Origin of the sequence: Streptomyces sp. NPDC002779 (assembly GCF_042888685.1) — a bacterium.
Lineage (GTDB): Bacteria > Actinomycetota > Actinomycetes > Streptomycetales > Streptomycetaceae > Streptomyces.
In genome coordinates this window covers 27,192-45,364 of the sequence record NZ_JBIAQC010000017.1, presented here as the reverse complement: position 1 = coordinate 45,364, position 18,173 = coordinate 27,192, and the positions used below count along the sequence as shown (strand labels likewise).

The window sequence follows — 18,173 nt, the reverse complement described above, 5'->3', positions numbered from 1 at the left end:
GAGGAGGCCTCATGCGCTGGGAGAACCTCGCCCTGGAGTCCGACCACAGCCGGGCCGACGCCGCGCTGTTCGGCGCCGACGCGGTGACCACCCGTACCTTCGACACCCCCGAGTTCCGCGGGATCACGTTCCACGAGATCCGCGCCCGCTCGATCATCAACCGGGTGCCGGGGGCCTCCCGCATGCCCTTCGAGTGGACGGTCAACCCCTACCGGGGTTGTTCGCATGCGTGTGTGTACTGCTTCGCGCGCAAGACGCACAGCTATCTGGACCTCGACACCGGGCTCGGCTTCGACTCCCAGATCGTGGTCAAGGTGAACGCCCCCGAGCTGGTGCGCCGCCAGCTCGGCTCCCGGCGCTGGCTGGGCGAGCACATCGCGATGGGCACGAACGTCGACTGCTATCAGCGGGCGGAGGGCCGCTACCGCCTGATGCCGGGCATCATCGGCGCCCTGCGCGACCACGCCAACCCCTTCTCGATCCTGACCAAGGGCACGCTCATCCTGCGCGACCTGGAGCTGCTGAAGCAGGCGGCGGCGGTCACCGACGTCGGCATCTCCGTCTCGGTCGGCTTCACCGACGCCGAGCTGTGGCGCACCGTCGAGCCGGGCACGCCCGCCCCCGAGCGGCGCCTGGAGGTCGTCCGCACGCTGGGCGAGCACGGCATCGGGTGCGGGGTGCTGATGGCGCCGGTCATCCCGTTCCTGAGCGACTCGCCGGCCCAGCTGCGGGCCACCGTGCGGGAGACAGCCGCCGCCGGGGCGACCTCGGTGACCCCGCTGGTGCTGCATCTGCGGCCCGGCGCCCGGGAGTGGTTCATGGCCTGGCTCGAACGCCACCATCCCTGTCTGGTGCGCCGGTACGAGCGGCTGTACGCGGACGGCGCCTACGCCCCGAAGTGGTACCAGCGCCGGATCACCCGTCAGGTGCACGAGCTGGCCGAGGAGTACGGCATCGGCCCCACGCGCGCGGGCATGCCGCGCCGGATCCGCGAGCCCGAACCGGCCGGGCCCCAGCCGGCCGAGCCGGTGCAGCTCTCCCTGATCTGAGAGCATCCGAGCGCAACAACCGACCCAATTGGGTCAAGTATCGCCAGAACACGTTCTTCCGGGCGGCCTTTCCGGGACGATGCGGCGTGGACCGTGACCCTCGCGGTCCGCACACCTCCGTCCTGGGAGGACTCGATGAGAAAACGCGCAGCCGTGCTGTGCGGTGCGGCCGTCGTCGTGGCCGGGACGTTCACGGCCGTCCCCGCCGAGGCCGGCGTGCCGAAGCCGGCTCCGAAGCTCGCCTGGAAGAGCTGCGGCACCACCACCTATCCGACGCTCCAGTGCGCCTCCCTGAAGGTGCCGCTCGACCACGCGAATCCGCACGGGGAGCAGATCACGCTCGCCCTGTCGCGCGTGCCGCACACCGCGAAGAAGTACCAGGGCCCGCTGCTGGTCAACCCCGGCGGCCCCGGCGGCAGCGGCCTGACCCTCGCCGGGTTCGTGGCGAAGACGCTGCCGAAGTCGGTGGCGGCGCAGTACGACGTGATCGGCTTCGACCCACGCGGGGTCGGCAAAAGCAAGCCCGCCCTCGACTGCAAGCCCGGCCACTTCAACCCGGTGCGTCCGGACTCGGTGCCGAGCACCCCGGCGCTCGAGAAGGCCAACCTCAGCCGCGCGCAGTCCTTCGCGAAGGCGTGCGGCGACAAGTACGGGCATCTGCTGCCGTACATCAACACGCTAAGCGCCGTACGGGACATGGACCGGATCCGGCACGCGGTCGGCGCCGAGCGGATCAACTACTTCGGTTACTCGTACGGCACGTATCTCGGCGCGGTCTACGCCAAGCTCTTCCCGGAGCGCGTGCGGCGGCTGGTCCTGGACTCCGTGGTGGATCCCACGGGTGTCTGGTACGAGAACAACCTCGCGCAGGACCACGCCTTCAACGACCGTCACCTCGCCTTCATGGCGTGGGTCGCCAAGCACCACGCGACCTACAAGCTGGGCACCGACCCGGCGAGGATCGAGGCCAAGTGGTACGCGATGCGGGCCGCGCTGGCGAGGAAGCCGGCCGGCGGCACGGTGGGCCCCGCCGAGCTGGAGGAGACCTTCCTGCCCGGCGGTTACTACAACGGCTACTGGCCGCATCTCGCCGAGGCGTTCGCGGCGTACGTGGGCGACAAGAACACCGATCCGCTGGTGGAGGCGTACGAGAACTTCGCCGCCGTGGACGCGGCGGGCGACAACGGCTACAGCGTCTACACCTCCGTCCAGTGCCGGGACGCCCAGTGGCCGCGCGACTGGGAGCAGTGGCGTGCCGACAACTGGGCGGTGTACGCGAAGGCGCCGTTCATGACCTGGAGCAACGCCTGGTACAACGCGCCCTGCGCGTTCTGGCCCACCGACTCACTGGAGCCGGTGAACGTCGCCAACGGCAAGCTGCCGCCGGTGCTGCTGTTCCAGGCGACCGGGGACGCGGCGACGCCGTACCACGGCGCCGTGACGGTGCACCGGATGCTGCACGGCTCCAGCCTGGTGGTCGAACAGGGCGGTCAGAACCACGGCATCTCACTGAGCGGGAACGCCTGCCTGGACCAGCACTTGGCGGCGTATCTGACCGACGGCACGGTGCCGCGCAGCGGCGGTGAGGTGGACGCGGTGTGCGACGCGCTGCCCGACCCGAAGCCGCTGACCCCGGCGTCGTCCTCGTCCTCGCGGGGCGCGACCCTGCACGGCCTGCTCGGCTTCCGCGGCTGACTCCCCGCTCGGGGGCGGGCGTTGTCAGACCCATGGTCCACCATGGACGCATGAGTGAGCTGACCAGGATTCCCGCCCCCGACGGCGTGGCCGCCGCGCCGCAGTACAGCCATGTGGTCATGGGCACCGGCCGCTTCGTGGCCGTCGCCGGCCAGCTGCCGCTCGACGAGTCGGGCGAGCTGGTCGGCGCGGGCGACCCGGCCGCGCAGGCCCGTCAGGTCTTCGAGAACCTGCGGCGCTGCCTGGCCGCCGCCGGGGCGACCTTCGACGACGTCGTCAAACTCACCTTCTTCGTCACGGACCTGGCGGACCTGCCCGCGATCCGCGCGGCCCGCGCCGAGCACATACCGGACGACCGTCTGCCGGCGGCGTCGGCGGTGCAGGTGGCGGCTCTGGTGCGGCCGGAGTTCCGGATGGAGATCGAGGCGTTCGCGGTGGTGGCCGAGTGACGGACATCCATCTGCGGGACATGGTGTACGCCGACTGCGACCGCGTCGCCGAGATCCGCGTCGGCGGCTGGCGCACCGCCTACCGGGGGCTGCTGCCGCAGGGCTACCTCGACGGTCTCAGCGTCGCGGAGGACGCCGAGCGGCATCGTGCCCGCTTCACCCAGGGCTACGGCGGCGCGGTGAACCTCATCGCCGAGCGGCACGGCGGCACCGTCGGCTGGGCCTGCCACGGCCCCTACCGAGCCGAAGACCTCCCCGGTGAAGACGCCGAGCTGTACGCGATCTACGTCGACCCCGGCCGGTACGGCGCCGGGATCGGTCAGGCCCTCCTCCAGGAGTCGATACGCCGGTGCGCGGCCGCCGGGTACCCGCGCATGCTGCTCTGGGTCCTGAAGGAGAACACCGGCGCCCGCCGCTTCTACGAACGGGCCGGGTTCCTCCCCGACGGCGCCGAGGAACCCTTCGAGGTGGACGGCGTGCTGGTCCCGGAGGTGCGGTACGCCAGAGAACTCACCGCAGCGTGAGCCTCCGCGCCCATCACTGCCTGCACCTCCGCGTCACCGCTGCCTGCACCTCCGCGTCACCGCTGCCTGAGCCTCCGCGTCACCGCTGTCTGGGGATCCGTGCCAGCGCCCGCACCGCCGCCTCCGCGAGCGCCGGATGGGCCAGCGCCTCGCTCAGCACGGTCCGGGCCCGGGTGTCGCCGAGCGCGCCGAGACCTTCGACGCAGGCGAGCGCCACCCGCCGGTACGGGTCGTGCGGGCGCAGCCGTCGCTCCAGGGTGGTGATCAGCGCGGGAACGGCCTCGGGGGCGCGCAGTTCGACCAGCAGCCGGACCGGGTGCAGCGCGTAGGCGACGCGCAGTTCGTTCGTGGCGAGCGCCGCCGCCGCCCGGGCCGTCCGCGGATCGCCGAGCCGGGCCAGGGCGTACGCGGCGGACGAGCAGCGTTGCGGGTCACGGTGGTTCAGGAGCAGGACCAGGGCTTCGAACGCCCGCCGGTCCCCCGCGAGTCCGAGCCGGAACGCGGCCAGCTCCCGGGCCCACAGCGACTGCCCCGGTGCGGTGAGGACCTCGGCCAGTTCGTCCCGGTCCGCGATGCCCGCCAGCCGCTCGAAACGCGGGCCGCCGCCCGACTCCCGCCGTAAGCGCTCCGTGAGTGATCGCAACTCTTCGTCCATGGCATCGAGCCTATGGGCGCGTCCGTCGCGTCGGGACCTACATCACAAAGACGGTGAAGGACGGGGACTGGCGCGCTCGTTACCGGCCGGTTAGGCTCAGACGAGCGAGGTAACCCCCTCGCGTTCCACCCGCGGTGGCCTGGTGACGCAGCCGCCGCGGAAGCTGTCGGTTCGGTATCTCGGATACCGCAGTACGACTCGGCCACGGGACAGGGCCGGTCGGGCAGGACCGTTCACCGGACGTGTGCACGTCCGCGTCGACGGCACCGGGCGTGTGCGCAGGTAGCCCGGACCACACCCGCATCTCTCACGCACCCGGTGCGCCGCTTCGGCGCACCCGGGCCGCGCTCCCAGTCGTCACCCTCATTCCTGGAGTCCCGCGATGGCCACTCCCCTGTCCGACACCCCTCTGTCCCCGATCCGGACCGTCGCCGTCATCGGCCTCGGCACCATGGGCACCGGTATCACCGAGGTCCTCGCCAAGGCCGGCCGCGAGGTCGTCGGCATCGACATCAGCGAGGCCGCGGCAGCCCGGTCGGTGGCCGCCCTGGAGGCCTCCACCGCCCGCGCCGTGGAGCGCGGCAGGCTCACCGGGCAGGAGCGCGCCGACGCCCTGGCCCGAGTGCGCACCTCCACCGACCTGGCCGCGGCGGCCGACGCCGACCTGGTGATCGAGGTCGTGCCGGAGTCGTACGAGATCAAGCAGCAGATCTTCCGCGCGCTGGACGGGATCGTGCGCCCCGAGACGATCCTGGCCACCGGGACCAACGCGCTGTCCGTCACCCGGCTCGCCGCCGACTCGGCGCGTCCCGAGCGGGTGCTCGGGCTGCACTTCTTCAACCCGGCCCCGGCGATGAAGCTGGTCGAGGTCGTCTCCTCGGTGCTGACCGCGCCCGCGGCCGTCACCGCCGTCACCGACCTCGCCCTCGACCTCGGCAAGGAGCCGGTCGCGGTGGGCGACCGGCCCGGATTCGTCGCCGACGGACTGCTGTTCGGCTACCTCAACCAGGCCGCCGCGATGTACGAGGCCAAGTACGCCTCCCGCGAGGACATCGACGCCGCCATGCGGCTCGGCTGCGGCCTGCCCATGGGCCCCCTCGCCCTGCTCGACCTCATCGGCATCGACACCGCGCGCACCGTCCTGGACGCCATGTACGCCGAGTCCCACGACCGGCTGCACGCCCCCGCGCCGATCCTCAAGCAGCTCAGCGAGGCGGGCCTGACGGGCCGTAAGACGGGCCGCGGCTTCTACACCTACGAGGCGCCGGGCAGCGCGACCGTCGTGCGGGACGCCCTGACCCCGCTGGAGGACTCGGTCCCGGTGCCGGGCCGCGAGGTCCGCTCCGTCGGCGTCGCCGGTTCCGGCACCATGGCCTCCGGAATCGCCGAGGTCTTCGCCAAGGCGGGCTACGACGTCGTCCTCGCCGCCCGCAGCGAGGAGAAGGCGCAGACCGCCAAGGCCCGCATCGGCAAGTCCCTGTCCCGCTCGGTCGACAAGGGCCGGATGACCGCGGAGGCCGCGGCCCAGACCCTGGACCGGATCACCCCGGCGGGCTCCTACGACTCCTTCGCCGAGGTCGACCTGGCCGTCGAGGCGGTCGCCGAGGACCTGGAGATCAAGCAGCAGCTGTTCGCCACCCTGGACAAGGTCTGCAAGCCCGGCGCGGTGCTGGCCACCACCACCTCCTCGCTGCCCGTCGTCGCCTGCGCCCGCGCCACCTCGCGCCCGCAGGACGTGATCGGCATGCACTTCTTCAACCCGGCCCCGGCGATGAAGCTGGTCGAGGTCGTCCGTACCGTCCTGACCGCCGACGACGTGCACGCCACGGTCCGCGAGGTGTGCGGCCGGATCAGGAAGCACGCGGTGGACTGCGGCGACCGGGCCGGATTCATCGTCAACGCGCTGCTGTTCCCGTACCTGAACAACGCGATCAAGATGGTGCAGGAGCACTACGCCACGCTCGACGACATCGACGCGGCGATGAAGCTGGGCGGCGGCTACCCGATGGGCCCGTTCGAGCTCCTGGACGTGGTCGGGCTCGATGTGTCGCTGGCCATCGAGAAGGTTCTGCACCGCGAGTTCCGTGACCCGGGCCTGGCTCCGGCGCCGCTGCTGGAGCATCTGGTGGCCGCGGGCTGCCTCGGCCGCAAGACGGGCCGCGGCTTCCGCGAATATGCCCGCCGGTGACCGTCCCGGCGACTGGTTCCGCGTAGGCGAGGACTGGGGCGGACTGCTCGACCCCGCGGCCGCTCCCCCGCCCGCCCAGGGCGGGGGAAGCCCGGGACCTGCGCACCGTCCTGCGCAGATGCAGTACGTTCGGGTCATGCCCCAGCCCGCCAGGTCTTCACGTACACCAGCCACGCCCGATGCACCGGAAAGTGCCGCAGGCAGTCGCGCGGCCGCCCAGCGGCTCAAGATGCGCCGAGAACTGGCGGCCGCGGCGATGGAGCTGTTCTCCACCAAGGGGTACGAGGCGACCACCGTCGACGAGATCGCGGCCGCGGCCGGGGTCGCGCGCCGCACCTTCTTCCGCCACTTCCGCTCCAAGGAAGAGGCGATCTTCCCGGATCACGACGACACCCTGATCCGTGCCGAGGCGGTCCTCAACGCCGCCCCCGCGCACGAGCATCCGCTCGACACGGTGTGCCGCGGCATCAAGGAAGTCATGCGGATGTACGCGGCCCGCCCGGAGATCTCGGTCGCCCGGTACAAGCTCACGCGTGAGGTGCCCACCCTGCGCGAGGCGGAGATCGCCTCGGTGGCGCGCTACGAGCGTCTCTTCACCCGCTACCTCCTCGGCCACTTCGACGAGCACGCGCACGACGACGACGCCAACGACGACCCGCTGCTGGCGGAGGTCGCCGCGTCCGCCGTGGTCACCGCCCACAACCATGTGCTGCGGCGCTGGCTGCGGGCGGGCGGCCAGGGCGATGTGGAGGCCCAGCTGGACCATGCCTTCGCGATCGTCCGCAAGACCTTCGGCAGCGGCATCGGGGCCGGCCGGACGGCCACCACCCCCCAGCCGGCCGCGGCGACGGTCTCCGCGCAGGGCGAGGTCCTGGTGACCGTCGCCCGGACCGACGCCCCGCTGGACCAGGTGATGCGGACCATCGAAGAGGCGCTCAAGGAGCGCTGAGGCCCGCCGCGAGGACCCTTCGCCACTGTGATGACGGCCACCCCCCGGGGTGGCCGTTTTGGCATGTCAGAGCAGGTTTTTCGGCTTCTTTCAGCCCCCGTTCGATCGATCATCGCTCATCTGTTACGTAAAGATTTCACCTGAGAGCAACTTCTGGCACTCAGTGCCTTGCGGCCTGACACGCGGTGTCATACGTTCGAGGTGTCCGGCCTGTCCCGACGAGCCCAACGGCTCGCGCGCCGGACGCCTGCGTCACAGGCACCCTCCCGCGCCACAAAGCGCCGCCGCACCGCACCACACGCCGAACCGACGGCACCCACCCACATCCTCAGCAGTACCGACGTAACCCTCAGCGTCCCCCCTCAGGACGCGTATCGCCGGAGGCAACACCGTGACCGTGAAGGACATCCTGGACGCGATCCAGTCGCCGGAATCGACGCCGGCCGACTTCGCCGCTCTGCCGCTCCCCGAGTCGTACCGCGCGATCACCGTGCACAAGGACGAGACGGAGATGTTCGCGGGCCTCACGACCCGCGACAAGGACCCCCGCAAGTCGATCCACCTGGACGACGTGCCGGTGCCGGAACTCGGCCCGGGCGAGGCCCTGGTGGCCGTGATGGCCTCCTCGGTCAACTACAACTCCGTGTGGACCTCGATCTTCGAGCCGGTGTCGACGTTCAGCTTCCTGGAGCGCTACGGCAGGCTCAGCGAGCTCACCAAGCGCCACGACCTGCCGTACCACATCATCGGCTCCGACCTCGCGGGCGTCGTCCTGCGCACCGGACCCGGCGTCAACGCCTGGACGCCCGGTGACGAGGTCGTCGCGCACTGCCTCTCCGTCGAGCTGGAGTCGTCCGACGGCCACAACGACACCATGCTCGACCCCGAGCAGCGCATCTGGGGCTTCGAGACCAACTTCGGCGGCCTCGCCGAGATCGCGCTCGTGAAGTCCAACCAGCTGATGCCGAAGCCCAAGCACCTCAGCTGGGAGGAGGCCGCGGCCCCGGGCCTGGTCAACTCCACCGCCTACCGCCAGCTGGTCTCCCGCAACGGCGCCGGCATGAAGCAGGGCGACAACGTCCTGATCTGGGGCGCCAGCGGCGGACTCGGCAGCTACGCCACGCAGTTCGCGCTGGCCGGCGGCGCCAACCCGATCTGTGTGGTGAGCAGCCCGCAGAAGGCGGAGATCTGCCGCGCGATGGGCGCCGAGGCGATCATCGACCGCAACGCCGAGGGCTACAAGTTCTGGAAGGACGAGAACACCCAGGACCCGAAGGAGTGGAAGCGCTTCGGCAAGCGCATCCGCGAGCTCACCGGCGGGGAGGACATCGACATCGTCTTCGAGCACCCCGGCCGCGAGACCTTCGGCGCCTCCGTCTACGTCACCCGCAAGGGCGGCACCATCACCACCTGTGCCTCGACCTCGGGGTACATGCACGAGTACGACAACCGCTACCTGTGGATGTCGCTGAAGCGGATCATCGGCTCGCACTTCGCCAACTACCGGGAGGCCTGGGAGGCCAACCGGCTGATCGCGAAGGGCAAGATCCACCCGACGCTGTCGAAGGTCTACTCCCTGGAGGACACCGGCCAGGCCGCGTTCGACGTGCACCGCAACCTCCACCAGGGCAAGGTCGGCGTGCTGTGCCTGGCCCCCGAGGAGGGCCTGGGCGTGCGCGACCAGGAGATGCGCGCCAAGCACCTCGACGCCATCAACCGCTTCCGCGACATCTGAGGACAGCCGCATGACTGAGCGTCAGAAGGACCGGCCGTGGCTCATGCGAACCTACGCCGGTCACTCCACGGCCGAGGCGTCCAACGAGCTGTACCGGCGCAACCTCGCCAAGGGCCAGACGGGTCTGTCCGTCGCCTTCGACCTGCCGACCCAGACCGGCTACGACCCGGACCACATCCTCGCCCGCGGCGAGGTCGGCCGGGTCGGGGTGCCCGTCTCGCACCTCGGTGACATGCGCCGGCTGTTCCAGGACATCCCCCTGGAGCAGATGAACACCTCGATGACCATCAACGCCACCGCCATGTGGCTGCTGGCGCTCTATCAGGTCGTCGCGGAGGAGCAGGGTGCGGACATCACCAGGCTCCAGGGCACGACCCAGAACGACATCGTCAAGGAGTACCTGTCCCGGGGCACGCACGTCTTCCCGCCCGGGCCGTCGCTCCGGCTGACGACGGACATGATCGCGTACACGGTCTCCCACCTGCCCAAGTGGAACCCGATCAACATTTGCAGCTACCACCTGCAGGAGGCGGGCGCCACCCCGGTCCAGGAGATCGCGTACGCGATGTCCACGGCGATCGCGGTCCTGGACGCCGTGCGCGCCGGCGGCCAGGTCCCCGAGGAGCGCATGGGCGACGTCGTCGCCCGTATCTCCTTCTTCGTGAACGCGGGCGTCCGCTTCGTCGAGGAGATGTGCAAGATGCGCGCCTTCGGCCGCATCTGGGACAAGATCACCCGCGAGCGCTACGGCATCCAGGACCCCAAGCAGCGCCGCTTCCGCTACGGCGTCCAGGTCAACTCCCTGGGCCTGACGGAGGCGCAGCCGGAGAACAACGTCCAGCGGATCGTGCTGGAGATGCTGGCCGTCACCCTCTCCAAGGACGCCCGCGCGCGTGCCGTCCAGCTCCCGGCCTGGAACGAAGCTCTGGGCCTGCCCCGGCCCTGGGACCAGCAGTGGTCGCTGCGGATCCAGCAGGTCCTCGCCCATGAGAGCGATCTGCTGGAGTACGAGGACATCTTCGAGGGCTCGAAGGTGATCGAGACCAAGGTCGAGGCGCTGGTCGAGGAGTCGCTCGCGGAGATCGAGCGGATCCAGGGGATGGGCGGCGCGATGGCCGCCGTCGAGTCCGGGTACCTCAAGTCGCAGCTGGTGGCGTCCCACGCCGAGCGCCGGGCGCGGATCGAGTCCGGCCAGGAGAAGATCGTCGGCGTCAACATCTACGAGTCGACCGAGCCGAACCCGCTCACGGCCGACCTGGACGCGGCGATCCAGACGGTCGACCCCGCGGTCGAGGCCCGGGTGATCGCCGCCCTGGAGCACTGGCGCGGCACCCGCTACCAGCCCCCCTTCAACCACCCGCGCCCCTGCAAGGCGCTGGAGAAGCTGAAGGAGGCCGCCCAGGGCACCGCCAACCTCATGGAGGCCACCCTGGAGTGCGCCCGGGCCGGCGTCACGACCGGCGAGTGGGCCGGGGCGCTGCGCGAGGTGTTCGGCGAGTTCCGGGCGCCGACGGGCGTGTCCTCCGCGCCGGTCGCGGTGACCGCCGAGGAGGGCACCGCGATGGCGCTCGTCCGCCACCGGGTGGCGGAGACGGCCCGCGACCTCGGCGTCGGCAAGTTGCGCTTCCTGGTCGGCAAGCCGGGCCTGGACGGGCATTCCAACGGCGCCGAGCAGATCGCCGTGCGGGCCCGGGACGCCGGGTTCGAGGTGGTCTACCAGGGCATCCGGCTCACCCCGGAGCAGATCGTGGACGCGGCCCTCGCCGAGGACGTGCACGCGGTGGGGCTGTCCATCCTGTCCGGCTCGCACGCCCAGTTGGTGCCGGACGTCCTGGAACGGCTGCGTGTGGCCGGTGCCACAGATATCCCGGTGATCGCCGGTGGCATCATCCCGAAGGGTGACGCCGAACAGCTCCGGGCCGCCGGAGTGGCCGCGGTCTTCACCCCGAAGGACTTCGACATCACCGGGATCATCGGCCGCATCGTCGATGAGATCCGCACAGCGAACAAGCTCGACCCCCTGGAGGTCCCCGCATGACCGCCCACCCGTCGCCCGCCACCACCCTTTCAACGGGCGGCTCCGCCGCGCACCCTCCTTTTGACCGCCTTCGCCCCCGGCGTTCCTGTCTGGCGGTGCCGGGCTCGAACCCGCGCTTCCTGGAGAAGGCCCAGGGTCTCCCGGCCGACCAGGTCTTCCTGGACCTGGAGGACGCGTGCGCGCCGCTCGCCAAGCCCGAGGCGCGGCACACCATCGTCAAGTTCCTCAACGAGGGTGACTGGACGGGCAAGACGCGGGTCGTGCGCGTCAACGACTGGACGACCGAGTGGACCTACCGCGACGTCGTGACCGTCGTCGAGGGCGCGGGCCACAACCTCGACTGCATCATGCTGCCGAAGGTGCAGACGCCCCAGCAGATCGTGGCGCTGGACCTGCTGCTGACGCAGATCGAGAAGACGATGGGCTTCGAGGTCGGCAAGATCGGCATCGAGGCGCAGATCGAGAACGCGCAGGGCCTCAACCACGTCAACGAGATCGCGACGGCCTCCCAGCGCGTGGAGACCATCATCTTCGGCCCGGCCGACTTCATGGCGTCGATCAACATGAAGTCGCTGGTCGTGGGCGAGCAGCCGCCCGGCTACCCGGCGGACGCCTACCACTACATCCTGATGAAGATCCTGATGGCCGCCCGCGCCAACAACCTCCAGGCGATCGACGGCCCCTACCTGCAGATCCGCAACATCGACGGCTACCGCGAGGTCGCTCAGCGCGCCGCCGCGCTCGGCTTCGACGGCAAGTGGGTGCTGCACCCGGGCCAGGTGGAGGCGTCCAACGAGATCTTCTCGCCGTCGCAGGAGGACTTCGACCACGCCGAGCTGATCCTGGACGCGTACGACTACTACACGTCCGAGGCGGGCGGCAAGAAGGGCTCGGCGATGCTCGGCGACGAGATGATCGACGAGGCCAGCCGCAAGATGGCCCTGGTCATCTCGGGCAAGGGACGCGCCGCCGGCATGCAGCGCACGTCGAAGTTCGAGATCCCGGAGGCCTGAGCGCGATGCAGTTCGGACGCACCTACGAGGAGTTCGAGGTCGGGGCGACGTACAAGCACTGGCCGGGCAAGACGGTCACCGAGTACGACGACCACCTGTTCTGTCTGCTCACCATGAACCACCACCCCCTCCACATGGACACCAACTATGCGGAGAAGACGACGGACTTCGGCAAGAACGTCGTCGTCGGGAACTACATCTACTCGCTGCTGCTCGGCATGTCCGTCCCGGACATCTCCGGGAAGGCCATCGCCAACCTGGAGATCGAGTCGCTCAAGCACGTGGCGCCGACCTTCCACGGCGACACGGTCTACGGCCAGACGACCGTGCTCGACAAGTGGCCGTCGAAGTCGAAGAACGACCGCGGCATCGTCTACGTCGAGACCAAGGGCTACAAGCAGGACGGCACGCTGGTCTGTGTGTTCCGCCGCAAGGTGATGGTGCCGACCGAGACGTACATCAAGGAGCGCGGCGGCGAGCAGCCGGGCCGCCCCGAGCTCAAGGAGCAGGAGAAGTAGCCATGGCGCGACTCGCCCAGACCGCCGGTCTGACCGACATCCAGCAGGAGATCCTGTCCACCGTCCGGGACTTCGTGGACAAGGAGATCATTCCGGTCGCGACCCAGCTGGAGCACCGCGACGAATACCCCCAGCAGATCGTCGACGGGCTCAGGGAGTTGGGCCTGTTCGGCCTGATGATCCCGGAGGAGTACGGCGGCCTGGGCGAGTCCCTCCTGACGTACGCCCTGTGTGTCGAGGAGATCGCGCGGGGCTGGATGTCGGTGTCCGGCATCATCAACACCCACTTCATCGTGGCGTACATGCTCAAGCAGCACGGCACGCAGGAGCAGAAGGACCACTTCCTGCCGAGGATGGCCGCCGGCGACATCCGCGGCGCCTTCTCCATGTCGGAGCCGGCGCTCGGCTCGGACGTGTCGGCGATCACCTCCAAGGCGGTCAAGGACGGCGACGAATACGTCCTGAACGGTCAGAAGATGTGGCTGACGAACGGCGGAACGTCGTCTCTGGTGGCCGTTCTGGTCCGAAGTGACGAAGGTCTCTCCCCCGAGGAAGCGGCCGCCAAGCCGCACAAGTCGATGACCACCTTCCTCGTCGAGAAGGAGCCCGGCTTCGGTGAGGTCCGCCCCGGCCTGACCATTCCGGGCAAGATCGACAAGATGGGGTACAAGGGGGTCGACACCACCGAGCTCATCATGGATGGCCTGCGGATTCCCGCCGACCGGGTGCTCGGCGGGGTCACCGGCAGAGGTTTTTACCAAATGATGGACGGCGTGGAAGTCGGCCGCGTCAACGTGGCGGCGCGTGGTTGCGGCGTCGCTCAGCGTGCCTTCGAACTGGGTGTCCATTACGCCCAGCAGCGCCACACTTTCGGCAAACCGATCGCCCAGCACCAGGCGATCCAGTTCAAGCTCGCCGAGATGGCTACCAAGGTCGAGGCCGCCCATGCCATGATGGTGAACGCGGCACGCAAAAAGGACTCCGGGGAGCGAAACGACCTTGAGGCTGGGATGGCGAAGTACCTCGCCTCCGAGTACTGCAAGGAGGTCGTGGAGGATGCCTTCCGGATCCACGGCGGCTACGGCTTCTCCAAGGAGTACGAGATCGAGCGCCTCTACCGTGAGGCCCCGATGCTGCTGATCGGTGAAGGTACCGCCGAGATCCAGAAAATGATCATCGGGCGCAGGTTGCTCGAAGAGTATCGACTCCAGGGCTAGATGTCCTGGTTCGGGGTGTTTTATTCGAGAAGAAGATCACACCCCGTCAACACTCTTCAGCCGCCGACTCGGCTTCCTGGCTTGCCCAGTTGTGGCCCGCGACCGGTACGATCCCGGGAAAGCCGCCGTCCCCCCTCAGTGCGCGGCATCATCCGCTACGAAGGTCATCCATGCCCCACAGCCAAACCTCTGCACCTCGCGACAGCCGGGCCGGCGTACGCCTCGCGCGCGGAGCATCGCCGTGGCTTCTCCCGACCGTCGCCACCGCAGCCCTCAGCCTGGTCAAGGCGCGCCGCTCCGGCGCCGCCAAGGCCGTGGCCGTGCCCGCCACCGCCCTCGCGGCGGGCATGCTGTGGTTCTTCCGCGACCCCGAGCGCGAGATCGCCCAGGGCCGGGTCATCTCGCCCGCCGACGGTGTGGTGCAGAGCATCATGCCGTGGAAGGACGGGCGCACCCGCGTCGCGATCTTCATGAGCCCGCTCAACGTCCACGTCAACCGCGCGCCCCTCTCCGGCACGGTGACCTCGGTCGAGCACATCCCGGGCGGGTTCGTTCCGGCGTTCAACAAGGAGAGCGAGAACAACGAGCGCGTAGTCTGGCATTTCGACACCGAACTCGGCGACATCGAGATGATCCAGATCGCAGGCGCGGTCGCCCGTCGCATCGTGCCCTACATCCCTCAGGGGACGAAGGTCGAGCAGGGTGACCGGATCGGTCTGATCCGCTTCGGCTCGCGGGTCGACATCTATCTTCCCGAGGGCGTGGAGGTCGCGGTCGAGGTCGGGCAGAAGACCGTGGCTGGGGTGACTCGCATTGACCGTGATTGATCCGGAGACACAGACGGGCTGGGTGCCCGAGGCGGACGAGGTGGACGAAGAGGAGGAGATGCCCCTCTCTCTCCGCCTCTCGATAGCGGACACCCTCACCCTCGGCAACGCCACATGCGGCTTCATGGCCGTGTACTTCACCACCACCGGCATCCTCATCCCCCACTTCACGGGGAGTGAAGAGGTCGGGATGGCGCGGCACAGCGCGGCCACGGCCGTGATCCTGATGCTGTGCGCGGCCATCTTCGACCTGTTCGACGGCCTGGTTGCGCGCAAGCTGCGCTCCTCGCCGATGGGCGCCGAGCTGGACAACCTCTCGGACCTGATCAGCTTCGGCCTCGCGCCGGCGTACTTCGTGCTCGTCTACGGCATGGTGACCGACGGGGCCCACCAGAAGGTGGCCGCGGTCGGCGCGATCGTGGTGCTGCTGGCGGTGGTGCTGCGGCTTGCGCGCTTCTCGTGCGTGACCCCGCCGAACGGCATGTTCCAGGGCATGCCCTCGCCGTTCGGGGCGCTGACCGTCGTCTCGATCGTGCTGCTGGAGCTGCCCTTCGTGGCGACGCTGCTGGCGGTCCTGGGTACGGCGTGGCTGATGGTGAGCCGGGTGGAGTACCCGAAGCCGCGGGGGCGGCTGGCGGTGGCGATGCTGGCGTGGATCGTGCTCTCGATGGGGCTGCTGGCGGCGTGGGCGTTCGAGGCCCCGAGCGGTCAGCTGCTGCTCCAGACGGGCTGCGCGCTGCAGCTGGTCATGGGCGCGGTGATCCCGCTGTTCGCCACGGCCCGCCGGGTGAACAACTTCCGCGACAACCGCCGCGAGGCGCGGGCGGCACAGCTGCCGTAACGCCGGCACGCGAAGGGCCCCGGACCGATACGGTCCGGGGCCCTTCGCGTTTCCCCGCTCAGGCGGGGAGGTCAGCGCAGGAAGTCCTCGGCGATACGCGCGGCAGAGCGCTCCAGGATCGGCCCGGCCTCCGCGATGCACTTCTCGACGTCCGGCTCCAGGTCGGTCAGCGGGTACACGCGCCGGATCCCGGCCCGCCCCAGCGCCTCCGGGGGCAGGGCCAGCCGTCCGCACACCGCGACGACCTCCTTGCCTGCCGCCCGGGCCGCCGCGGCGACGCCGGCCGGGGCCTTGCCGTGCAGCGTCTGCTCGTCCAGGGAGCCCTCCCCGGTGATCACCAGCTCCGCGCGCTCCAGCGCCGGCGCGAAGCCGAGGACATCGAGCATGACCTCGATGCCGGGGCGGAACCGGGCGCCGAGGAGCAGCGCGCCGTAACCGATGCCGCCGGCCGCGCCCGCGCCGGGGGCGGCGGCGTGCTCGGCGGCCTCGGCGCCGATCGCGCCCTCCAGCACCTTCGCGAAGTGCGCGAGCGCCGCGTCCAGCGTGGCCACGTCGTCCGGTGAGGCGCCCTTCTGCGGGCCGTAGACCGCCGGGGCGCCCGTGGGGCCGGTCAGCGGGTTGTCGACGTCGCTCGCGAGCACCAGCTCGACCGAGGCAAGCCGCGGGTCCAGGCCGGACAGGTCGGCCGAGGCCAGCTCACCGAGCCCGCCACCGCCGGGACTCACCGGCTCGCCGTCCGCGTCCAGGAACCGCGCGCCGAGCGCGGCGAGCATCCCGGCGCCGCCGTCGGTCGTGGCGCTGCCGCCGACGCCGAAGACGAGGGTCCGGGCGCCCGCGTCCAGGGCGGCCCGCAGCAGTTCCCCGGAGCCGTACGTGGACGCCGTCAGCGGCGCGAAGACGCCCGCCGGGAGCCGCTGGAGGCCGCTGGCCTCCGCCATCTCGACGACGGCCGTGTCACCGCGCAGCGCGAACGCCGCCGTGACCTCGTCGCCGAGCGGCCCCGCGACCCGTACCTCGTGCCGCTCGAAACCGGCCGCGACCGCGGCGTCCACCGTGCCGTCGCCGCCGTCGGCCACGGGCAGCGCCTCGACCTCGACGTCGGGCACGACCTGCCGCAGCCCGGCCGTCACCCGCTCGGCGACCTGCACGGCCGTCAGCGAGCCCTTGAACTTGTCCGCGGCGATGAGCACGCGCTGTGTCACCTGTGATCCCCTTGCTCTCCGGGCCTCGCGCATGTCAAGGCCAGTCGCGCCGCTGCGACCTTAACCGCAGGACGCCCTCCCCGTCATGCACCGCCCGGTCCCTGGACGAGGTGCCCAGGAACCACAGGCCCACACCGCGCCCGGCTGTCCGTGTCCCCCGGAATCGGGTAGACCGGTCGTATGACCCCTGTGGGTATCGAGCCGGAGCTCGCCGACCGTGTGCTCGGGGGCTGGCTGGGCCGGATCGCCGGCAACATGCTGGGCAAACCGGTGGAGCACGGCGACCTGTGGACGCGGGACCGTATCGACCGCTACCTGCGGCGGGCCGACGCCCTGCCGCTCACCGACTACCTGCCCGAGCCGCCGCCCGACGAGGACGACGCCTTCGAGCTGCGCCCGGAGTGGCGCCAGTGCGTGCGCGGCCGGATCCACGGCAGCTGCCGGGACGACGACGTCGACTACGCCATCCTCGGCCTGGACCTGCTGGAGACCCACGGCTTCGGCTTCAGCACCGAGCAGGTCGGCGACCTGTGGCTGCTGCGGCTGCCGTACCTGCAGACCTTCACCGCCGAGCGGGCGGCGTACCGGAACCTCGCCAACGGGCTCAAGCCGCCGCTGACCGCCACCTACGACAACCCCTACCAGGAGTGGATCGGCGCCCTGATCCGGGCCGACATCTACGGCTGGACCTGCCCCGCGGCCCCGCGCCGGGCCGCCGGCCTGGCCCGCCGGGACGCGGTGCTGTCGCACACCGGCAACGGCGTGTACGGCGCGATGTGGGCGGCGGCGCTGGTCTCGGCGGCGTTCGCCGCGCCCACCGTCCGGCACGCGCTGGCCGAGGCCCTCACCGTGATCCCGGCGAGCAGCCGCCTCGCGCGCACCGTGCGCCGGGTGATCTCCCTGCACGACACCCGGATGACCTGGGAGGACACGCTCACCACGGTGGCCGAGGAGACCGCGGGGCTCGGCTGGATCCACACCGTCCCGAACGCCGCCGTCCTCACCGCCGGGCTCCTGTACGGCGACGGCGACTTCACCCGCACCATCACGCTGACGGTCCGGGGCGGTCTGGACACCGACTCCAACGGGGCGACCGCGGGCTCGGTGGCCGGGGTGCTGACGGGGGCGGAGGCGATCCCGGCGCAGTGGCGGGACCCGCTGGAGGACACGGTGCGCAGCGCGGTGTTCGGCTTCGACGGCGTGCGGATCAGCGAGCTGGCGGAGCGGACCCTGCGGCTGGCCGGGAGCGAGTGAGGCGGTGGTTACCCTTCCT

General features: G+C 70.4%; 16 protein-coding genes. 14 read left to right on the top strand and 2 right to left on the bottom strand.

Going from position 1 to position 18,173, the window contains the following annotated elements:
• Window positions 1-11: 11 nt before the first annotated feature.
• From ACFYW5_RS32650 to ACFYW5_RS32635, 4 genes are all read left to right on the top strand, one after another.
• Window positions 12-1,049 (top strand): Rv2578c family radical SAM protein, encoded by a 1,038-nt coding sequence (locus ACFYW5_RS32650; RefSeq protein ID WP_389420739.1) that lies wholly within the window; start codon window positions 12-14, stop codon window positions 1,047-1,049.
• Between the two features lie 135 nt (window positions 1,050-1,184).
• On the top strand, window positions 1,185-2,744 hold the full coding sequence (locus ACFYW5_RS32645; RefSeq protein ID WP_389420738.1) for an alpha/beta hydrolase: 1,560 nt from the start codon (window positions 1,185-1,187) through the stop codon (window positions 2,742-2,744).
• A gap of 50 nt (window positions 2,745-2,794) precedes the next feature.
• Window positions 2,795-3,193: a RidA family protein gene (locus tag ACFYW5_RS32640; RefSeq protein WP_389420737.1), complete on the top strand. Its 399-nt coding sequence runs from the start codon at window positions 2,795-2,797 to the stop codon at window positions 3,191-3,193.
• Between the two features lie 20 nt (window positions 3,194-3,213).
• A complete protein-coding gene (locus ACFYW5_RS32635) occupies window positions 3,214-3,717 on the top strand; it encodes a GNAT family N-acetyltransferase (RefSeq protein WP_389420812.1) in 504 nt (167 codons plus the stop codon).
• Between the two features lie 79 nt (window positions 3,718-3,796).
• Here the strand turns inward: ACFYW5_RS32635 and ACFYW5_RS32630 are convergent, their stop codons facing one another.
• Window positions 3,797-4,372 (bottom strand): adenylosuccinate lyase, encoded by a 576-nt coding sequence (locus ACFYW5_RS32630; protein ID WP_389420736.1) that lies wholly within the window; start codon window positions 4,370-4,372, stop codon window positions 3,797-3,799.
• A gap of 382 nt (window positions 4,373-4,754) precedes the next feature.
• On the opposite strand from ACFYW5_RS32630, the gene ACFYW5_RS32625 reads away from it, so the two are divergent.
• The 9 genes from ACFYW5_RS32625 (at window position 4,755) to pssA (ending at window position 15,698) form a co-directional block, all read left to right on the top strand.
• On the top strand, window positions 4,755-6,560 hold the full coding sequence (locus ACFYW5_RS32625; RefSeq protein ID WP_389420735.1) for a 3-hydroxyacyl-CoA dehydrogenase family protein: 1,806 nt from the start codon (window positions 4,755-4,757) through the stop codon (window positions 6,558-6,560).
• Window positions 6,561-6,678: 118 nt separating this feature from the next.
• A complete protein-coding gene (locus ACFYW5_RS32620; RefSeq protein ID WP_389420734.1) occupies window positions 6,679-7,509 on the top strand; it encodes a TetR family transcriptional regulator in 831 nt (276 codons plus the stop codon).
• 397 nt (window positions 7,510-7,906) lie between these two features.
• Window positions 7,907-9,244 carry a crotonyl-CoA carboxylase/reductase gene (ccrA, locus tag ACFYW5_RS32615; protein ID WP_389420811.1) on the top strand — a complete coding sequence of 446 codons (1,338 nt, stop codon included), beginning with the start codon at window positions 7,907-7,909 and terminating at the stop codon, window positions 9,242-9,244.
• 10 nt (window positions 9,245-9,254) lie between these two features.
• Window positions 9,255-11,282 carry a protein meaA gene (locus ACFYW5_RS32610; RefSeq protein ID WP_389420733.1) on the top strand — a complete coding sequence of 676 codons (2,028 nt, stop codon included), beginning with the start codon at window positions 9,255-9,257 and terminating at the stop codon, window positions 11,280-11,282.
• The gene (locus ACFYW5_RS32605) at window positions 11,279-12,295 is read left to right on the top strand and encodes an HpcH/HpaI aldolase/citrate lyase family protein (protein WP_389420732.1); all 1,017 of its coding nucleotides are present in this window, start codon (window positions 11,279-11,281) and stop codon (window positions 12,293-12,295) included. The genes ACFYW5_RS32610 and ACFYW5_RS32605 overlap by 4 nt, the downstream gene beginning before the upstream one ends.
• A gap of 5 nt (window positions 12,296-12,300) precedes the next feature.
• Window positions 12,301-12,813 carry a MaoC family dehydratase gene (locus tag ACFYW5_RS32600; RefSeq protein ID WP_031136470.1) on the top strand — a complete coding sequence of 171 codons (513 nt, stop codon included), beginning with the start codon at window positions 12,301-12,303 and terminating at the stop codon, window positions 12,811-12,813.
• A 2-nt stretch (window positions 12,814-12,815) separates the two neighbouring features.
• Window positions 12,816-14,030: an acyl-CoA dehydrogenase family protein gene (locus tag ACFYW5_RS32595; protein WP_389420731.1), complete on the top strand. Its 1,215-nt coding sequence runs from the start codon at window positions 12,816-12,818 to the stop codon at window positions 14,028-14,030.
• 170 nt (window positions 14,031-14,200) lie between these two features.
• A complete protein-coding gene (locus tag ACFYW5_RS32590) occupies window positions 14,201-14,857 on the top strand; it encodes a phosphatidylserine decarboxylase (protein ID WP_389420730.1) in 657 nt (218 codons plus the stop codon).
• 22 nt (window positions 14,858-14,879) lie between these two features.
• Window positions 14,880-15,698: a CDP-diacylglycerol--serine O-phosphatidyltransferase gene (pssA, locus tag ACFYW5_RS32585; RefSeq protein ID WP_389420810.1), complete on the top strand. Its 819-nt coding sequence runs from the start codon at window positions 14,880-14,882 to the stop codon at window positions 15,696-15,698.
• 71 nt (window positions 15,699-15,769) lie between these two features.
• Here the strand turns inward: pssA and ACFYW5_RS32580 are convergent, their stop codons facing one another.
• Window positions 15,770-16,888 carry a glycerate kinase gene (locus tag ACFYW5_RS32580; RefSeq protein ID WP_389420809.1) on the bottom strand — a complete coding sequence of 373 codons (1,119 nt, stop codon included), beginning with the start codon at window positions 16,886-16,888 and terminating at the stop codon, window positions 15,770-15,772.
• Between the two features lie 192 nt (window positions 16,889-17,080).
• Here ACFYW5_RS32580 and ACFYW5_RS32575 point away from each other — a divergent pair, with 192 nt between their 5' ends.
• Window positions 17,081-18,154: an ADP-ribosylglycohydrolase family protein gene (locus ACFYW5_RS32575; RefSeq protein WP_389420729.1), complete on the top strand. Its 1,074-nt coding sequence runs from the start codon at window positions 17,081-17,083 to the stop codon at window positions 18,152-18,154.
• Window positions 18,155-18,173 lie beyond the last annotated feature (19 nt).

Bases quoted from the DNA above. Each gene is read 5' to 3' on its own strand.
- ACFYW5_RS32650 (WP_389420739.1), top strand. From the start codon at position 12: ATGCGCTGGGAGAACCTCGCCCTGGAGTCCGACCACAGCCGGGCCGAC.
- ACFYW5_RS32645 (WP_389420738.1), top strand. From the start codon at position 1,185: ATGAGAAAACGCGCAGCCGTGCTGTGCGGTGCGGCCGTCGTCGTGGCC.
- ACFYW5_RS32640 (WP_389420737.1), top strand. From the start codon at position 2,795: ATGAGTGAGCTGACCAGGATTCCCGCCCCCGACGGCGTGGCCGCCGCG.
- ACFYW5_RS32635 (WP_389420812.1), top strand. From the start codon at position 3,214: ATGGTGTACGCCGACTGCGACCGCGTCGCCGAGATCCGCGTCGGCGGC.
- ACFYW5_RS32630 (WP_389420736.1), bottom strand. From the start codon at position 4,372: ATGGACGAAGAGTTGCGATCACTCACGGAGCGCTTACGGCGGGAGTCG.
- ACFYW5_RS32625 (WP_389420735.1), top strand. From the start codon at position 4,755: ATGGCCACTCCCCTGTCCGACACCCCTCTGTCCCCGATCCGGACCGTC.
- ACFYW5_RS32620 (WP_389420734.1), top strand. From the start codon at position 6,679: ATGCAGTACGTTCGGGTCATGCCCCAGCCCGCCAGGTCTTCACGTACA.
- ACFYW5_RS32610 (WP_389420733.1), top strand. From the start codon at position 9,255: ATGACTGAGCGTCAGAAGGACCGGCCGTGGCTCATGCGAACCTACGCC.
- ACFYW5_RS32605 (WP_389420732.1), top strand. From the start codon at position 11,279: ATGACCGCCCACCCGTCGCCCGCCACCACCCTTTCAACGGGCGGCTCC.
- ACFYW5_RS32600 (WP_031136470.1), top strand. From the start codon at position 12,301: ATGCAGTTCGGACGCACCTACGAGGAGTTCGAGGTCGGGGCGACGTAC.
- ACFYW5_RS32595 (WP_389420731.1), top strand. From the start codon at position 12,816: ATGGCGCGACTCGCCCAGACCGCCGGTCTGACCGACATCCAGCAGGAG.
- ACFYW5_RS32590 (WP_389420730.1), top strand. From the start codon at position 14,201: ATGCCCCACAGCCAAACCTCTGCACCTCGCGACAGCCGGGCCGGCGTA.
- ACFYW5_RS32575 (WP_389420729.1), top strand. From the start codon at position 17,081: ATGACCCCTGTGGGTATCGAGCCGGAGCTCGCCGACCGTGTGCTCGGG.